Origin of the sequence: Nesterenkonia aurantiaca (genome assembly GCF_004364585.1) — a bacterium.
GTDB classification, from domain to species: Bacteria; Actinomycetota; Actinomycetes; order Actinomycetales; family Micrococcaceae; genus Nesterenkonia; species Nesterenkonia aurantiaca.
In genome coordinates this window covers 177,308-193,733 of record NZ_SOAN01000005.1, presented here as the reverse complement: position 1 = coordinate 193,733, position 16,426 = coordinate 177,308, and the positions used below count along the sequence as shown (strand labels likewise).

The window sequence follows — 16,426 nt, the reverse complement described above, 5'->3', positions numbered from 1 at the left end:
GGATACGAGTCTCGTGCCCTACTCTACGAGACCGGCCCCCGGGCGCCCGGCAGGCGTCAGCGGTTGAGCCGCGCCACGAAGGCGTCGCCGCGCTGGCTGGTGCTCAGCCCGGAGGCGCCGTCCTGCGCCCACTGGTTCAGCTGGGCATGGACTGCGGTCTCCACGCGGGCCGCGGCATCGCCGAGACCCAGGTGATCGAGCATCAACACCGCAGAGAGCACGGCCGCGGTGGGATCGGCGATCGCCTTGCCGGCGATGTCCGGAGCGGAGCCGTGAACGGGTTCGAACATCGACGGGGCGGTGCCGGCGGTGTTGATCGAGGCCGAGGCCGCGAGGCCGATGCCGCCGGTGATGGCCGGGGCCAGGTCGGTGAGGATATCGCCGAAGAGGTTGTCGGTGACGATCACGTCGAAGCGCTGCGGGTTGCTGACCATGTGGATGGTGGCGGCGTCGACGTGCAGGTAGTCCCAGCGGACCTCGGGGAAGGACTCGGCCACGGCCGCCGTGGTCCGGGTCCAGAGGTCACCGGAATAGGTGAGCACGTTGTTCTTGTGCACCAGGGTCAGGTGCTTATCCCGGGCCTGGGCGCGGTGGAAGGCGTCCTCGACCACGCGGCGCACGCCATAGGCGGTGTTGACCGAGACCTCGGTCGCGATCTCCGCGTCGGTGCCGCGGCGCAGCAGTCCGCCGTTGCCGGCGTAGGGACCCTCGGTGCCCTCCCGGACCACGAGGAAGTCGATCGGGTTCGCCTCGTCCACCCCGCGCAGCGGGGAGACCACCCCGGGGTAGGAGCGGGTGGGGCGCAGGTTCACGCAGTGGTCGAGGTTGAACCGCAGGCCCAGCAGCAGTTCGCGCTCGATGATCCCCGAGGGCACCCGGGTGTCCAGCGGATCCGCGCCGACGGCGCCGAAGAGGATCGCGTCGTGCCCGCGCAGCGCCTGCAGGGTCTCTTCGGTGAGGGTCTCCCCGGTGGTGAGCCAGTGCTCAGCACCCAGGGAATACTCCGTGTAGGTGAACTCGGCGCTCTCGGAGGCCAGGGCGGCGTCGAGCACCTTCCGGGCCTCGGCGACCACCTCTGGTCCGATGCCGTCGCCGCCGATTACTGCGATGTCAAATGTGTTCTCAGCCATAGCGTCACTCTATGTGCTGGGCATCGCAGGGATGGGAACTGCGCCACGGCCTCTCAGCATCTGAGACCGCCCCGGCATGGCAGTCCAGGCCAGCCAGGCCGGGGATCAGCCCCGGCTCAGTCGGTCTTCTCCTCATGGCGGGGGAAGATCGGGGTGGGCTTGGCCAGCACGGTGCCTGGGACGAGCTCGGCGTGGAAGGCCTCGAAGCTGCGCGGGCCGGTCCCGGAGTCGTTGGTCCTCCCGGCGTCGCCTCCTGCCTCGACGTTCAGCGCGTCCAGCAGCTGCGTGGCCGACTCCGGCATCACCGGCTGGGCGAGCAGCGCGACCTTGCGCAGGACCTCCGCGGTCACGAAGAGCACCGTGTTCATCCTCGAGAGGTCGGTCTTCTTGAGCTTCCAGGGCTCCTGCTCGGCGAAGTACGCGTTGGCCTCGCCCAGGACGAACCAGGTCCGCTCCAGTGCGCGGTGGAAGTCCTGCTGGTCATAGGCCTCCCGGCTGATCTCCAGCAGCTCATCGGCCTGGGCCAGGATCCGGCGGTCGGCGGCGGTGCGCTCGCCGGGCTGCGGGACCTTCTCCTCGCAGTTCTTCGCGATCATCGAGAGCGAGCGCTGCGCGAGGTTGCCCAGGTTGTTCGCCAGGTCGGAGTTCTTCCGGCCGACCACGGCCTCATGGGTGTAGGAGCCGTCGGCGCCGAAGGGGAACTCTCGCAGCAGGAAGAACCGGACGGCGTCGAGCCCGTATTCGGCGACCCAGTCGGCGGGGGCCACCACGTTGCCCACGGACTTGGACATCTTCTCCCCGGCGTTGTTCAGGAAGCCGTGGATCATCACCCGCTTGGGCAGCTCGAGCTGCGCGCTCATCAGGAACGCCGGCCAGAAGATGCAGTGGAACCGGGAGATGTCCTTGCCGATGACATGAACGTCGGCGGGCCAGAACTTTGTGAAGCTCTCGGACTCGGTGTCGGGGAACCCGACGCCGGTGAGGTAGTTGGTCAGCGCGTCCACCCAGACGTACATCACGTGGTCCAGGCTGGTCTGATCCGCGGTGAGATCCTTGGGCACCGGGACGCCCCAGTCGAAGGTGGTCCGGGAGATCGCGAGATCCTCCAGCCCGCCCTCGACGAATCGGATGACCTCGTTGAACCGGCTTCGCGGCGCACCGAAGCTCGGGTTGTCGCGGAAGAAGTCGAGCAGCGGCTGCTGGTACTTCGAGAGCCGGAAGAAGTAGGACTCTTCTTCGGTCCAGGTCACCGGGGTCTGGGTCTCGGCGGCGAGGCGCTCCCCTGCCGCGTCGAGCTCGGTCTCGTCCTCGGAGTAGAACCGCTCGTCACGCACCGAGTACCACCCGGCGTACTTGTCCAGGTAGATGTCCCCGGCCTCGACCATGCGCCGCCAGATGGCGGTGGAGGCCGCGTAGTGATCCTCGTCCGTGGTGCGGATGAACCGGTCATAGGAGATCCCGGCGACCTCGTCGTCCATGGCCTGGAACACGGCCGCATTGCGATCGGCGAGCTCCCGGGTGGAGAGCCCGAGGCTCTGCGCGGTCTGCTGCATCTTCTGCCCGTGCTCATCGGTGCCGGTGAGGAAGTAGGTCTCGTGTCCGTCGAGGCGCTTGAAGCGCGCCATCACATCGGAGGCGATGACCTCGTAGGCGTGGCCGATATGCGGTTCTCCATTGGGGTAATGGATCGCCGTGGTGATGTAGAACGGGGGCTTGGAAGAAGTCACCCTAGGAATTTACCCCACGTGGGTGCCCGGTGCAGGTCTGGGCGGGTGCCCGGTGCAGGTCTGGGTGGGTGCCCGGTGCAGGTCTGGGCGGGTGCCCGGTGCAGGTCTGGGCGGGTGCCCGGTGCAGGTCTGGGCCGCAGACCTGCACCGGGTGAGAACCGCGCAGCTCAGTCCTCGAGGTCCACCTCGGCGGCCAGGTTGGCCTGGACCTCGGAGTTGATCGCGTCGAGCACCCCGGCGGGCAGCGCGGCGTCGATGGCGAGCACGGCCAGCGCGCGGCCTTCCTTGGTGTTCTGCGAGACCTGCATGCCGGCGATGTTGACCTGGTGCTCCCCCAGGATCCGGCCGAGGGCGCCGACCACGCCGGGGCGGTCGGCGTATTCGAGCACCACCAGATGCTCGGTGAGCGCGATCTCCAGGTCGTAGCCGTTGATCCCGACGATCTTCTGGATCTGCTTGGGCCCGGTGAGCGTGCCGCGGACCTCCAGGTTGGTCCCGGAGCTGGTGGCGCCGCGCACGGTGAGCGCGTTGCGGTAGTCCTCCACCTCGGTGGTGGTGGTCAGCCGGGTGGAGATTCCGCGCTGCTCGGCGAGCACCGGGGCGTTGACGTAGGACACCTGCTCCGAGACCACGTCGGTGAACAGGCCTTTGAGCGCTGCGAGCTGCAGCGCGGAGACGTCGAGCTCGGCGATCTCACCGGCGGCCTCGGTCTCGATATCGGTGAAGGCGTCGGTGGCCAGGGCGTTGAGGATCCGGCCGAGCTTCTCGATCAGCGGGATGCCTGGGCGGACCAGCTCGTCGATGGCGCCGCCGGCGACATTGACCGCGTCCGGGACCAGCTCGCCGGCCAGGGCCAGGCGCACCGACTTCGCCACGGAGACTCCGGCCTTCTCCTGGGCCTCGGCGGTGGAGGCGCCCAGGTGCGGGGTGACCACCACGTTCTCGCGGGTGAAGAAGGGCAGGTCGGTGGAGGGCTCGGTGGCGAAGACGTCCACTGCGGCGCCGCCGATGGTGCCCTCGGCCAGGGCCTGCTCCAGGTCGGCCTCGTCGATCAACCCGCCGCGGGCGACGTTGACCACGAAGGCGGTGTCCTTCATCTTCGCGAAGGCCGCGGTGTTGAGCATGCCTAAGGTCTCGGGGGTCTTGGGCATGTGGATGGTGATCACGTCGGACTTCGCGTAGAGCTCCTCCAAGGTGACCAGCTGAGCGCCGAGCTGGTGGGCCCGGGCGGAGGTGACGTAGGGGTCGTAGGCGATGATCTCCATGTCGAAGGCCTTCATCCGCTCGGCCACGAGACCGCCGATCCGGCCCAGACCGATCACGCCGAGGGTCTTCTCGGCGAGTTCCACGCCGGAGTACTTCGAGCGCTTCCAGGCGCCGTCGCGCAGCGCCTGGTGGGCCGGGGAGATGTGCCGGGCTAGGCCCAGGATGTGGGCGCAGGTGAGCTCCGCGGCGGAGGTGATGTTCGAGGTCGGGGCGTTGACGACCATCACGCCGGCCGCGGTGGCGGCCTTGATGTCGACGTTGTCCAGTCCCACCCCGGCCCGGGCCACGACCTTGAGCTTCTTGGCGTGGGAGAGCACCTCGGCGTCGACCTGGGTGGCCGAGCGCACCATGATGGCCTCGGCGTCGGCGAGGTCGGCGAAGAGCCGCTCGCGATCGGTTCCGTCGGACTGGCGGATCTCAAAGTCCGGTCCCAGTGCCTCGACAGTGGCGGGTGAGAGTTCTTCGGCAAGTACGACGACGGGGCGGTGAGTGCTCACAATGTCCTTCTTCTGCTGGCGCTTCGTGGTTCGGGTGGTCACGCGAAGACGGTGAGCGGGGCGGGCCGTGTCACGGCCCGCCCCGCTCACCGTGATCACTCATCGAGCGGTGGTGCCCTCGGTGTAGTCATCGTCCTGCGGGATCCAGGAGAAGAGCTTGCGCAGCTCGCGACCGGTGGACTCGATCGGGTGCGACTCGTTCTTCTTGCGCAGCTCGTTGAACTCACTGCCGCCGTCGCGCTGGTCATCCATGAAGCGCTTGGCGAAGGCTCCGGACTGGATGTCGGCGAGCACGGCCTTCATGTTCTCCTTGACCTCCGGGGAGATCACCCGGGGGCCGGAGACGTAGTCGCCGAACTCGGCGGTGTCGGAGATCGACCAGCGCTGCTTGGTCAGGCCGCCCTCGACCATCAGGTCCACGATCAGCTTCAGCTCGTGGAGCACCTCGAAGTAGGCGATCTCGGGCTTGTAGCCGGCCTCGGTGAGGGTCTCGAAGCCGTACTGCACCAGCTGGGAGGCGCCGCCGCAGAGAACAGCCTGCTCACCGAAGAGGTCGGTCTCGGTCTCTTCGGTGAAGGTGGTCTCGATGACGCCGGCGCGGGTGCCGCCGATGCCCTTGGCGTAGGCCAGCGCGATCGACTTGGCCTCGCCCGAGGGGTCCTGCTCCACGGCGATCAGGGCGGGCACGCCGCGGCCGGCCTCGTACTCGCGGCGGACCACGTGGCCCGGTCCCTTCGGGGCGACCATCGCGACGCCGACCTCGGTGGGCGCTTCGATGTAGCCGAAGCGGATGTTGAAGCCGTGGGAGAACAGCAGCACGTTGCCCGGCACCAGGTGCGGGGCGATCTCGGCGGAGTAGACCGCGGCCTGGTGCTGGTCCGGGACCAGGATCATGATGACGTCGGCCTCGGCGGAGGCCTCGGCCACGGTCTTCACGGTCAGGCCCTGCTCCTCGGCCTTGGCCTTGGAGCTGGAGTCTGCCTTCAGACCGACGACGACGTCGACGCCTGAGTCGCGCAGGGACAGCGCGTGGGCATGGCCCTGGGATCCGTAGCCGATGACAGCGACCTTCTTGCCGCTGAGCACGGACAGGTCGGCGTCGTCGTCGTAATAGAGATCAGTCACAGTGAGGGCTCCTCATGGTGGGGATTGATTGACAGGTCAGGGGTTCTCAGGTGGTCAGCGCAGCGCTCGGTCGGTCATGGACTTCGAGCCGCGGGAGATCGCGAGTCCGCCGGAGCGCACGATCTCGCGCACTCCGAAGGGCTCCAGGACCTCGAGCAGAGCATTGAGCTTGTCAGGTGCGCCGGTGGCCTCAACGGTGAGTGAGTCCACGGAGACGTCCACGATCTTGGCGCGGAAGAGCTCGACGGCCTGGGTGACCTGCAGACGGGTGGGCGAGTCAGCCTTCACCTTGATCAGCAGGTGTTCGCGCTGGACCGAGTTCTCCGGTGCCAGCTCGATGATCTTGATGACATTGATCAGCTTGTTCAGCTGTTTGGTGATCTGCTCCAGCAGCTTCGAGTCGGCGTCGACCACCACGGTGATCCGGCTCAGGCCGGGCAGCTCGGAGGGACCCACCGCCAGTGAGTGGATGTTGAATGCGCGGCGGGCGAAGAGCCCGGAGACCTTGGTCAGCACGCCGGGGACGTCCTCGACCAGGACCGAGAGCGTGCGGCGCTGCTCCGGCGCGATGATGTCATGTGTGCCCATGCTCTTAGTCCTCCTCGTCCCACTGCGGGGTCAGGTTTTGCGCGAACTGGATGTCGCTGTTGGAGACCCCTGCAGGGACCATCGGCCAGACCATCGAATCACGGGAGACCACGAAGTCCACCACCACCGGGCGGTCGTTGATCGCCATCGCCTCGGCGATCACGGCGTCGATGTCCTCGGGACGCTCGCAGCGCAGCCCCGCGCAGCCGTAGGCCTCGGCGAGCTTGAGGAAGTCGGGGATCCGCACGATCTCCCCGCCGGAGTCCGAGACCGAGGTGTTGAGATGGGTGTTGGAGTACCGGGACTCGTAGAACAGGGTCTGCCATTGGCGCACCATGCCCAGGGAGGAGTTGTTGATCACCGCGACCTTGATCGGGATCTTGTTGATCGCGCAGGTGGCGAGCTCCTGGTTGGTCATCTGGAAGCAGCCGTCGCCGTCGATCGCCCAGACCACCCGGTCCGGGTTGCCCACCTGGGCGCCCATGGCGGCAGGCACCGCGTAGCCCATGGTGCCGAGTCCGCCGGAGTTCAGCCACTGCCGGGGCCGCTCGTACTTCACGAACTGCGAGGACCACATCTGGTGCTGGCCCACGCCGGCGACGTAGACCGCCTCGGGTCCGGCGGCCTGGTTGATCTTCTCGATCACCTGCTGCGGGGCGATCTTGCCGTCCTCCGGGGTGGTGTAGCCCAGCGGGTAGGTCTCGCGGAAGCGGTTGAGCTGCTTCCACCAGCCGCTGATGTCGGTGCGGCCGTGCTTGGCCACCAGCGTGTCGAAGGCGACGGTCAGCTCGGGCACGATCTCCTTGAGCGAGCCGACGATCGGCACATCGGCCGTCCGGTTCTTCGAGATCTCCGCCGGGTCGATGTCGGCGTGGATGACCTTGGCGTCCGGGGCGAAGCTCTCGAGCTGCCCGGTGACCCGGTCATCGAAGCGCGCGCCGAGGGTGATCAGCAGATCCGAGCGCTGCAGCGCGGCGACGGCGGAGACCGTGCCGTGCATCCCGGGCATGCCCAGATTCTGCTCGTGTGAGTCCGGGAACGCGCCGCGGGCCATCAGCGTGTTGACCACCGGAGCCCCGACGGTCTCGGCCAGCCTGTAGAACTCCTCGGAGGCCTCGGCCTTGATCATGCCGCCGCCGATGTAGAACACCGGACGCGAGGCGCCCTGGATCAGCTTCGCGGCCTCGCGGATCTGCTTGGAATGCCCGCGGGTCACCGGGCGGTAGCCGTTGAGCTCGATCTTCGGCGGCCAGGCGAAGGTGGTCTGCGCGACCTGGGCGGACTTGGTGATGTCCACCAGCACCGGGCCGGGCCGGCCGGTGGAGGCCAGGTGGAAGGCCTCGGCCATCACCCGGGGGATCTGGTCGGCGTCGGTGACCAGGTAGGAGTGCTTGGTGATCGGGGTGGCGATCCCGACGATGTCGGCCTCCTGGAACGCGTCGGTGCCGATCACCGCGGCGTTGACCTGACCGGTGATCGCGACCATCGGCACGGAGTCCATATGGGCGTCGGCCATCGGGGTGACCAGGTTCGTCGCCCCGGGCCCGGAGGTGGCGAAGCAGACGCCCACCTCGCCGGTGACCATCGCGTAGCCCTGGGCGGCGTGGCCGCCGCCCTGCTCATGGCGCACCAGGATGTGGTTGATCTGCTCGGAGTCCATCAGCGGGTCATAGGTCGGCAGGATGGTGCCGCCGGGGATGCCGAAGACGTCGGTGACACCCAGCGACTCAAGGCTGCGGATGATCGATTCCGCGCCGGTGACCGCTACCGGTTCCACGGTGCGGCCCGGGCCGTAGATGCGGGGGTCCGGGGAGATCCCAGCGGCGCTGCTGGATGCTTTCGACGCCAGCATCGCTGGGGTCGTGGCTGTCAGATTGCTCATCTTTTCCTCAGTCTCTGGTTCCCGAATTGCTGATCCAAGAAGTCTCTGATCCGTGGTGGATCCACTCCGGTCAAGAGAAAACCCCGGCTGAGAAGCCTGTGGGGCCTTCTGCCGGGGTGAGCGGATGCGTCAGCTCCAGTTCAACCATTCGGCCGCCTCGTGTGAGGCGGACGAGCGGCCGACCTGGGGCCTGTGAATCACTTCACATGTCCCCCGGCGGCGGATACGGGTACGACCGCTAGTAGTTGACGCATGGCATCCATGCTTCCCTGGCCTGTGATCCGTGTCAACATCCCGGATACCCGTCTCACATGGTGGAAATCCGGTATGCCGACGCTGCTGGTGGGCGGCGCCGCCGGTGACCGGCGCCGATGCTCACCGGCTCAGCCGCAGTAGGCACCCTCGGCGGCGGAGCGGACCAGCTTGGCGTATTTCCCGAGCACCCCGGTGGTGATGAACGGCGGCAGCGGGGTCCAGTCCTGCTGGCGGGTGGCGAGTTCGGCGGCGTCCACCACGAGCTCGATGCTCCGCCCGGCGATGTCGACCCGGATGAGGTCCCCGTCGGCGACGAAGGCGATCGGCCCGCCGTCCACGGCCTCGGGGGCGATATGCCCGATGCACAGCCCGGTGGTGCCTCCGGAGAAGCGACCGTCGGTGATCAGCAGCACGTCCTTGCCCAGCCCGGCGCCCTTGATGGCTCCGGTGATGGCGAGCATCTCGCGCATGCCCGGTCCGCCCTTGGGGCCTTCATAGCGGATGACGACGACGTCGCCCGCCTGGATCCGGCCCTCCTCCAGGGCCTTGAGCGCCTGCTGCTCGCGCTCGAAGACCCGGGCGGTGCCCTCGAAGACCTCGGCGTCGAAGCCCGCGGACTTCACCACCGCGCCCTCGGGGGCCAGCGAGCCATGCAGCACCGCGATGCCGCCGTTGGGGTGCATCGGGTTGTTCAGGGCGCGGATGATCTTGCCGTCGATGTCCGGCGGGTTGATCGTCGCCAGGTTCTCCGCGACGGTCTTGCCGGTCACGGTGAGCGCGTCGCCGTGGATCAGGCCGGCGTCGAGCAGGGCGCGCATGACCACCGGCACTCCCCCGACCCGGTCGACGTCGGCCATCACGTACTGGCCGAAGGGCTTGAGGTCCCCGAGGTGCGGGACCTTGTCGCCGATCCGGTTGAAGTCCTCAAGCTCGAGCTCCACCCCGGCCTCGCGGGCGATGGCGAGCAGGTGCAGCACCGCGTTGGTGGAGCCGCCGAAGGCCATGGTCACCGCGATCGCGTTCTCAAAGGCCTTCTTGGTGAGGATGTCCGCGGTGGTGATGCCCTGGCGCAGCAGCTCCACCACGGCCTCGCCGGACTTGTGCGCGTAGTGGTCGCGGCGGCGGTCGGCCGAGGGCGGCGCGGCGGAGCCGGGGAGCGACATGCCCAGCGCCTCACCGATGCAGGCCATGGTGTTGGCGGTGTACATGCCGCCGCAGGCGCCTTCGCCGGGGCAGATGGCGCGTTCGATGACGTCGAGGTCGGCCTCGCTGATGGTGCCGCGGGCACAGGCGCCGACACCTTCGAAGGCGTCGATCAGGGTGACCTCCTTCTCGGTGCCGTCGGCGAAGCGGGCCACGCCGGGCATGATCGAGCCGGCGTAGAGGAACACGCTGGAGAGGTTCAGCCGGGCCGCGGCCATGAGCATGCCGGGCAGGGACTTGTCGCAGCCGGCGAGCAGCACCGAGCCATCGAGCCGCTCGGCCTGGATGACGGTCTCCACCGAGTCGGCGATGACCTCGCGGGAGACCAGCGAGTAGTGCATGCCTTCATGGCCCATGGAGATGCCGTCGGAGACCGAGATGGTGCCGAACTCCAGCGGGTAGCCGCCGCCGGCGTGGACACCCTCCTTGGAGGCCTTGGCCAGGCGGTCCAGCGAGAGGTTGCAGGGGGTGATCTCGTTCCAGGAGCTGGCGATCCCGATCTGGGCCTTGCCGAAGTCGTCGTCGCCCATGCCTACCGCGCGCAGCATCCCGCGCGCCGGGGCGCGGGTGTAGCCGTCGGTGACCTCCCAGCTGCGGGGCTTCTCCGGGATCGAGGGTCCGGTGACCGCCTTGGGCGGGGTGAAGGGCGCCGCGCCCTCGACGATGTCAGGAGTGTTCTCGGGGGTCTCTGCGGTGTGCTCAGCCATGCTCTGGATTCTATGCCTGCCGACGTGTCCCGGCGCACGCGCACCGCCGCCTGTCTCACGATGCAGAATTCCGCCACCCAACGTTGAGGGGCTGACCACCCAGCGTTGAGGGGCTGATTCTCCGACCAGTTTGGGCCAAAATCCGCATGAAATGCTCGGAGAATCCGCCCCTCAACGGTTTGGGGTGGGTTAGCCTCGGGGACATGGATGAGCCTGCGATCCGCGGGGCCGCGGTGGATGATCAGACGCGCTGCCGGCACTACGCCGGGCCGCGCGACGTCGTCGCGATCCGGTTCTTCTGCTGCGACCGCTGGTATCCCTGCCTGCGCTGCCACCAGGAGGCCGAGACGCATGAGATCAGCCGCTGGCCGCGGGCGCGCCGGGAGGAGCTCGCGCTGCTCTGCGGGGTCTGCCGCACCCGGTTCAGCATCGCGGAGTACCTCATCGCGGAGGCCTGCGCGCACTGCGGGACGGGATTCAATCCCGGCTGCGCGGCGCACCACGAGTTCTACTTCGAGCTCTGACCCGCTCATCGACAGCCCAGCGACAGCCCCGCGGCTGCTCAATGACAAGCCCAGTGACAGCCCAGTGACAGCCCAGCGACAGCCCAGCGACAGCCCCGCGGCGGCTCAATTCAGGCCGATCACATCGAGACGATGAGCAAGGTTGCGCCGAAGACGATGCCGGAGGCGATGAGCACGATCGTGGTGTAGCTGAGGATGTCGCGCATCTTCAGCCCAGCGATGGCCAGCAGCGGGAGCGCCCAGAACGGCTGAATCATGTTCGTCCACTGGTCGCCATAGGCCACGGCCATGATGGCGATGGCGGGGTCCACGCTGAGTGTCTCTGCCGCCTCGAGCAGGATCGGGGCCTGCACCGCGATCTGTCCGCCGCCGGAGGGCACGAAGAAGTTCACCAGTCCGGCGGAGAGGAACGCGAACAGCGCGAACGTCTGCGCAGTGGAGATCGCTACGAAAGCCTCTGAGATGACGGTCATCAGCCCAGTGCCGGCCATGATGCCCAGGATGCCCGCATACAGCGGGAACTGCAGCAGGATCTCGCCCACATTCGAGGCGGCCTGCTTGGTCAGCGCGATCAGCTCGAAGGGGCTGCGGACCAACAGCATGATCAGCCCGAGGAAGCTCCAGTTGACCACGTCCAAGGTCAGGGAGCCGCCGCCGCTGAAGTGGATGATCAGATAGGCCACCAGCATCAGCCCGATCAGCAGGGTGGGAATGCGGGAGGCGTCCACACGATCCGCGGGGGTCTCGACGGCGTCGTCGATCTCGACGTCGACCTCGCGTGCGTCCACTTTCAGCGGGACCACCGTGGCGCTGTCCCGAGGCGCCACCAGGTAGAGGGCCAAGGCGACCACCGCGATGGTGACGATGCAGGCAATGATGTTCCAGGTGGAGAAGATGGTCTCCCCCACGGAAAGCGGAGCGCCCAGCTGTTCTGCCACGAAGGAGTCGGGGGTGGCTGCGGTCAGCGGCCCCGAGGCGGAGTAGCCCATATGCCAGACCACGAATCCGGAGAACCCTGAGGCCACCAGCATGGGGAAGTGCACCGGGATCTGGCGTTCGCGGAAGACGTGAGCAACTTCGCGCGCCAGCAGGCCACCGACCACCAGTCCCAGGCCCCAGGTGATCAGGCTTGCCAGGGCGGCGATCAGGAACACGAACAGGTAGGCCTGGATCGCTGTTCTGGGGACTGTGGCCAGGCGGCGCAGCAGCTTTCGGGCTGGTCTCGTGTTGGCCAGGATGTAGCCCAGGAAGAGGATGAGGGCCATCTGGGTGATGAACTCCAGCAGCCCGGCAAGGCCGATGCCCCATTCCTCGACGACCTGGATCGGGCCGGCGTCGGTGAAGATCAGCGCCAGAGCACCCACGATGAAGGTCAGTGCGATCGCGAAGACCAGGGCCGAGGGGATCAGCTTCTCCACCAGGGAGTTCAGCGGTCGCATCACCCTGCCGAGAACGGCGCTGTTGCCTGCGGCGTCCTGCCGTGTAGCGGTCATGCGTCACGCCCCGCGGGAATGCGGGTGCGGCCGGACGCTCCGAGAACGAGGGTGATGCCCTCGAACAAGCGTTCATGCATCGCTTCAGTGGCAGAGGAATACCGGACAGCCATCAGCTGAGCTCCTTCAGGTCGATTACGCAGAACACGGGAGCCACACGGCCCCCGCCGCACCCCAATGTGACTCACATCACCACGCGATGCAAATCACCGGCAGACGATGCAGGCCAGGCCGGGTCGCGCTGGGCGCTGAGGCCAGAGGGACACGAGAGTGACGTGAAAGTGGCGCGAGAGTCACGCGGGGCAGCCGGTATGGTGAGCCACATGACAGCGGAGCAGCGTCCCGCCGAGGCCGCCTGGGACCAGCTGCTGGCCGCCCTCGAGGCGGACGGCGGCATCCTCGAGCAGACCATCCACACCATCCGCGCCACGGTGCCCGGCTACGAGGACGTCCCCACCGCCGCCCTGGAAGCCTCCGTGCGGCGCAACATCGCACTGAGCATCCGCACCATCCGGGCAGGCTTCGAACCCTGCCACGACGACGTCGCCGAAGCCGACGCCCTGGCCTCGGAGCGGCACGCCCAGGGCGTGCCCGTGGGCAGCGTGCTCGCCGGCTTCCGAGCCTGCATGTCGGTGATCCTGCACCGGATGCTGGACCACGCCCCGGACCACGGCATCCCGGCAGACCAGGTCCTAGCCTCCTCCACCCTGCTCTGGGAGCTGGGGGACGTGTTCTCCGCCCGGGCGGTGCTGCTCTACCAGGACCGGGACGTCTCGCGAGCTCTGGCGGACTCCACCCGGCGAGCGGCCTGGATCGGCGAGGCCGTGGCCACCCAGCTGGAGCCGACCGAGCTGGCCCGCGGCGCCGCCCTCTACGACGTCCCCACCGCCGCCCCGCTGTGCGCGCTGGCCGCAGAATCACGGCCCGAGGCAGACCTCGAACGCCAGCGGCGGCTCCAGGAATGGGCCGAACAGGCTGGACTGCGGGTGCTCACCGCGGTGCGCGCCGGCATGCTGGTGGGCATCCTCATCGGTGAGCCGCCGCTGAGTGCGGAGCCGGAGCGGCTGACCGTCGGGCTCGGCCCGGCGGTGAGCCTGGAGGAGCTGCCGCGATCCTTCGAGTCCGCCGCCACTGCGCTGCGCGCAGCTGCGGCCGTGGGGCAGACCGGGGTGGTGGACCTGGAGCGTCTCTCCTGGCGGGCGGGAGTCCATGCCAGCCCGGAGGTCACCGCGCTGCTGCAGGAACGCCACCTGCAGCCGCTGGTCGAGGCCGGCGTGTTCGGCGAGCATGTGCTCGAGGCCGTGGAGGCCTACCTGCATCACAGGATGAACATCCCGCGGGCAGCCCACAGCATCCCGGTGCACGTCAACACGCTGCGCTACCGGCTGCAGAGGTTCCAGGAGATCACCGGTGCGGACCTCGGAGACCTCGACACCCTCATCGAGCTGTCCTGGGTGCTCGCCGCCCGTCGGGGCGCCCTCCCCCGCGGAACTCATTCGTAGCCAGCTACTAAATAACCGCTGCACTGTTGAACGAAAGAATGTAGCGCAGGTCACATCGGGGCACGCATGCTGAACGTTGACGCCGAGACGGTCGTCACACGCTCACCACCCTCCTTGAGGAGACCTCCATGATCCTGGGCATCGTTGGCATCATCGTGTCCCTGCTGCTGCTCATCACCCTCGCCTATCGCGGCGTGCCGGTGATCCTCGCGGCTCCCATCTCCGCAGTCGTCTGTGTGCTGTTCTCCGGGGCCCCGATCATGGCCTCCTACACCGAGGTGTTCATGCCGGCGATGGCCGGCTTCGTGGGCAGCTGGTTCCCGATCTTCCTGACCGGTGCGATCTTCGGGGTGCTGATGACCGTGACCGGATACGCCGAGTCGATCGCGCGCACCGTGACCGGCTGGATCGGCAGCCGCAGGGCGATCGCCGCCACGGTGATCACCTCCGCACTGATGACCTACGGCGGGATCAGCCTCTTCGTGGTCGCGTTCGTGATGTATCCGCTGGCCCGCGAGCTGTTCCGCGTCGCTGACATCCCGCGCCGGCTGATTCCCGGCACCATCGCCCTGGGCATCTTCACCTTCACCATGACCGCCCTGCCCGGTTCCCCGCAGGTCCAGAACATCATTCCCGGGCAGTTCTTCGGCACCGGCGCATGGGCCGGACCGGGGGTGGGCGTCCTCGGCGGGACCCTGATCTTCGGCCTGGGCCTGCTGTGGCTGGAGCACCGCCGGCGCAGCTTGATCTCCAAGGGTGAGTCCTTCGAGTCCGCGGAGTCCAAGAAGGTCATCGGAGGATCCTCCGACGACGGCTCCTCGGTCACCACCACGATCGCCCCGCCCAACCGCCTGGTCCCCTTCCTGCCGCTGCTGACCGTCTTCGCGGTGAACTTCGCCTGCACCCTGCTGATCTTCCCGGCCCTGGACTGGTCCTATCTGCAGGAGGACACCTTCGGAGCCATCAGCTACGACACCCGCGCCGGCCTGTGGGCCGTGCTGGTGGGCATCGTGAGCGCCATCGCGCTGATCATCGCGATGAACTTCGGCCAGTGGAGCACCCTGAAGGTCGGATTCAACGACGGCGTCAAGCGTTCCATGCTGCCGATCTTCTCCACCGCCTCCGAGGTCGGCTACGGCGCCGTCGTCGCCTCGGTGGCCGCCTTCGCCGTGGTCCGCGACTCGGTCTTCGGCATGGGCGCCAACGCACTGGTGACCTCCGTGGTCACCACCTCGATCACCGCCGGGCTCACCGGCTCCTCCTCCGGCGGCATGACCATCGCGCTCAACGCCCTGGGCGCGGACCTGCGTGCCATGGCCGAGGCCGAGGGCATCAGCCTGGAGATGATGCACCGGCTGACCGCCATGGCTGCCGGCGGCCTGGACACGCTGCCCCACTCGGGCGCCGTGGTCACGCTGCTGATCGTCTGTGGCCTCACCCACCGTCAGTCCTATAAGGACATCGCCATGGTCACGCTGGTCATCCCGGTGCTGGTCGTCGTGGCACTGATCGCTCTGGTCTCGGCCGTGGGCGGGTTCTGATCCACGGGGTGAGCTGGCCCCCTCCGACGTCTCCCTGCAGCCTCTCTGCAGTCTTCCGGCTCACTCAGCTCACCCAGCCCACCCGGGACACCCCGTTTGAATCCTCACCCCTTGAAGAAGGAGCATCATGGACCCGCACTCCCCTCGCAGCTCGCCCATCCCGGCCGGCGCACTGACCGGCCGCCGCGCCGTCGTCACCGGCGGTGCCTCCGGCATCGGGGCGGCCTGCGTGCGGGCCTTCGCCGCCGCCGGTGCGCAGGTGACGGTGTGTGACCGCGACGGCGCAGCCGCCGAAGCCCTGGCAGCAGAGATCGGCGGCAGCTCATGGACGGTGGATCTCTCCGAGACCACGGCGCTTCAGGAGCTCAGCGCCGAGACCGGGATCCACGAGGCCGACATCCTGGTCAACAACGCCGGCATCCAGCGGGTCGCTCCGCTGCACGAGTTCGACCCCGAGGCATGGCGGCTCATGCACCGGCTGATGGTGGAGTCCCCGTTCCTGCTGATCCGCGCGGCACTTCCTGGCATGTACGCCCGCGGCTTCGGCCGGATCCTCAACATCTCCTCGGTCCATGGACTGCGGGCCAGCCCGTTCAAGTCCGCCTACGTGAGCGCCAAGCATGCCCTGGAAGGCCTCTCCAAGGTCACCGCCCTGGAGGGCGCCGAGCACGGGGTGACCTCCAACTGCCTCAACCCCGCCTATGTGCGCACCCCTCTGGTGGAGAAGCAGATCGCAGACCAGGCCCGCATCCACGGCATCGCCGAGGACCAGGTGGTCGAGCAGATCATGCTCACCGAATCCGCTGTGAAGCGGCTGGTGGAGCCCGAGGAGGTCGCCTCCCTCGCCCTCTGGCTGGCCTCCGACCCGGCCGGTATGGTGACCGGCACGTCCTACGCCATGGACGGCGGCTGGAGCGCGAGCTGATCAGCTGATCGCGCCGAGAGTTCCCAGCAGTTCCTGAGCCCGAGTCCACAGCAGTCCCTGA

At 68.0% G+C, this 16,426-nt stretch carries 12 protein-coding genes; 4 read left to right on the top strand and 8 right to left on the bottom strand.

Annotated features, from left to right (window positions below; genetic code table 11):
• Positions 1-56 precede the first annotated feature (56 nt).
• The 7 genes from EV640_RS08090 to ilvD form a co-directional block, all read right to left on the bottom strand.
• Positions 57-1,130, bottom strand: a complete 1,074-nt coding sequence (locus EV640_RS08090) for a 3-isopropylmalate dehydrogenase (RefSeq protein WP_036474876.1) — start codon at positions 1,128-1,130, stop codon at positions 57-59.
• Between the two features lie 116 nt (positions 1,131-1,246).
• Positions 1,247-2,857, bottom strand: a complete 1,611-nt coding sequence (gene metG / locus EV640_RS08085) for a methionine--tRNA ligase (RefSeq protein ID WP_133726224.1) — start codon at positions 2,855-2,857, stop codon at positions 1,247-1,249.
• 167 nt (positions 2,858-3,024) lie between these two features.
• Complete coding sequence (gene serA, locus EV640_RS08080; protein WP_133726223.1) at positions 3,025-4,620, bottom strand: phosphoglycerate dehydrogenase; 1,596 nt, start codon at positions 4,618-4,620, stop codon at positions 3,025-3,027.
• Between the two features lie 99 nt (positions 4,621-4,719).
• On the bottom strand, positions 4,720-5,745 hold the full coding sequence (ilvC, locus tag EV640_RS08075) for a ketol-acid reductoisomerase (RefSeq protein WP_036474881.1): 1,026 nt from the start codon (positions 5,743-5,745) through the stop codon (positions 4,720-4,722).
• Positions 5,746-5,799: 54 nt separating this feature from the next.
• Positions 5,800-6,333, bottom strand: a complete 534-nt coding sequence (gene ilvN, locus EV640_RS08070; RefSeq protein WP_036474882.1) for an acetolactate synthase small subunit — start codon at positions 6,331-6,333, stop codon at positions 5,800-5,802.
• A 4-nt stretch (positions 6,334-6,337) separates the two neighbouring features.
• Positions 6,338-8,215: an acetolactate synthase large subunit gene (locus EV640_RS08065; protein WP_036474884.1), complete on the bottom strand. Its 1,878-nt coding sequence runs from the start codon at positions 8,213-8,215 to the stop codon at positions 6,338-6,340.
• Between the two features lie 383 nt (positions 8,216-8,598).
• Positions 8,599-10,380 (bottom strand): dihydroxy-acid dehydratase, encoded by a 1,782-nt coding sequence (gene ilvD, locus EV640_RS08060; RefSeq protein WP_084479503.1) that lies wholly within the window; start codon positions 10,378-10,380, stop codon positions 8,599-8,601.
• Between the two features lie 203 nt (positions 10,381-10,583).
• Here ilvD and EV640_RS08055 point away from each other — a divergent pair, with 203 nt between their 5' ends.
• Positions 10,584-10,904: a CHY zinc finger protein gene (locus tag EV640_RS08055; RefSeq protein ID WP_133726222.1), complete on the top strand. Its 321-nt coding sequence runs from the start codon at positions 10,584-10,586 to the stop codon at positions 10,902-10,904.
• 119 nt (positions 10,905-11,023) lie between these two features.
• Here the strand turns inward: EV640_RS08055 and EV640_RS08050 are convergent, their stop codons facing one another.
• Positions 11,024-12,397: a short-chain fatty acid transporter gene (locus EV640_RS08050; protein ID WP_243832266.1), complete on the bottom strand. Its 1,374-nt coding sequence runs from the start codon at positions 12,395-12,397 to the stop codon at positions 11,024-11,026.
• A gap of 323 nt (positions 12,398-12,720) precedes the next feature.
• On the opposite strand from EV640_RS08050, the gene EV640_RS08045 reads away from it, so the two are divergent.
• The 3 genes from EV640_RS08045 to EV640_RS08035 all read left to right on the top strand — a co-directional run bounded on the left by EV640_RS08045 (position 12,721) and on the right by EV640_RS08035 (position 16,365).
• The gene (locus tag EV640_RS08045) at positions 12,721-13,899 is read left to right on the top strand and encodes a PucR family transcriptional regulator (RefSeq protein ID WP_133726221.1); all 1,179 of its coding nucleotides are present in this window, start codon (positions 12,721-12,723) and stop codon (positions 13,897-13,899) included.
• A gap of 128 nt (positions 13,900-14,027) precedes the next feature.
• Positions 14,028-15,440 carry a GntP family permease gene (locus tag EV640_RS08040; protein ID WP_133726220.1) on the top strand — a complete coding sequence of 471 codons (1,413 nt, stop codon included), beginning with the start codon at positions 14,028-14,030 and terminating at the stop codon, positions 15,438-15,440.
• Between the two features lie 127 nt (positions 15,441-15,567).
• Positions 15,568-16,365, top strand: coding sequence for a 3-hydroxybutyrate dehydrogenase (locus tag EV640_RS08035; RefSeq protein ID WP_051501072.1), 798 nt, complete (start codon positions 15,568-15,570; stop codon positions 16,363-16,365).
• Positions 16,366-16,426: the final 61 nt, after the last annotated feature.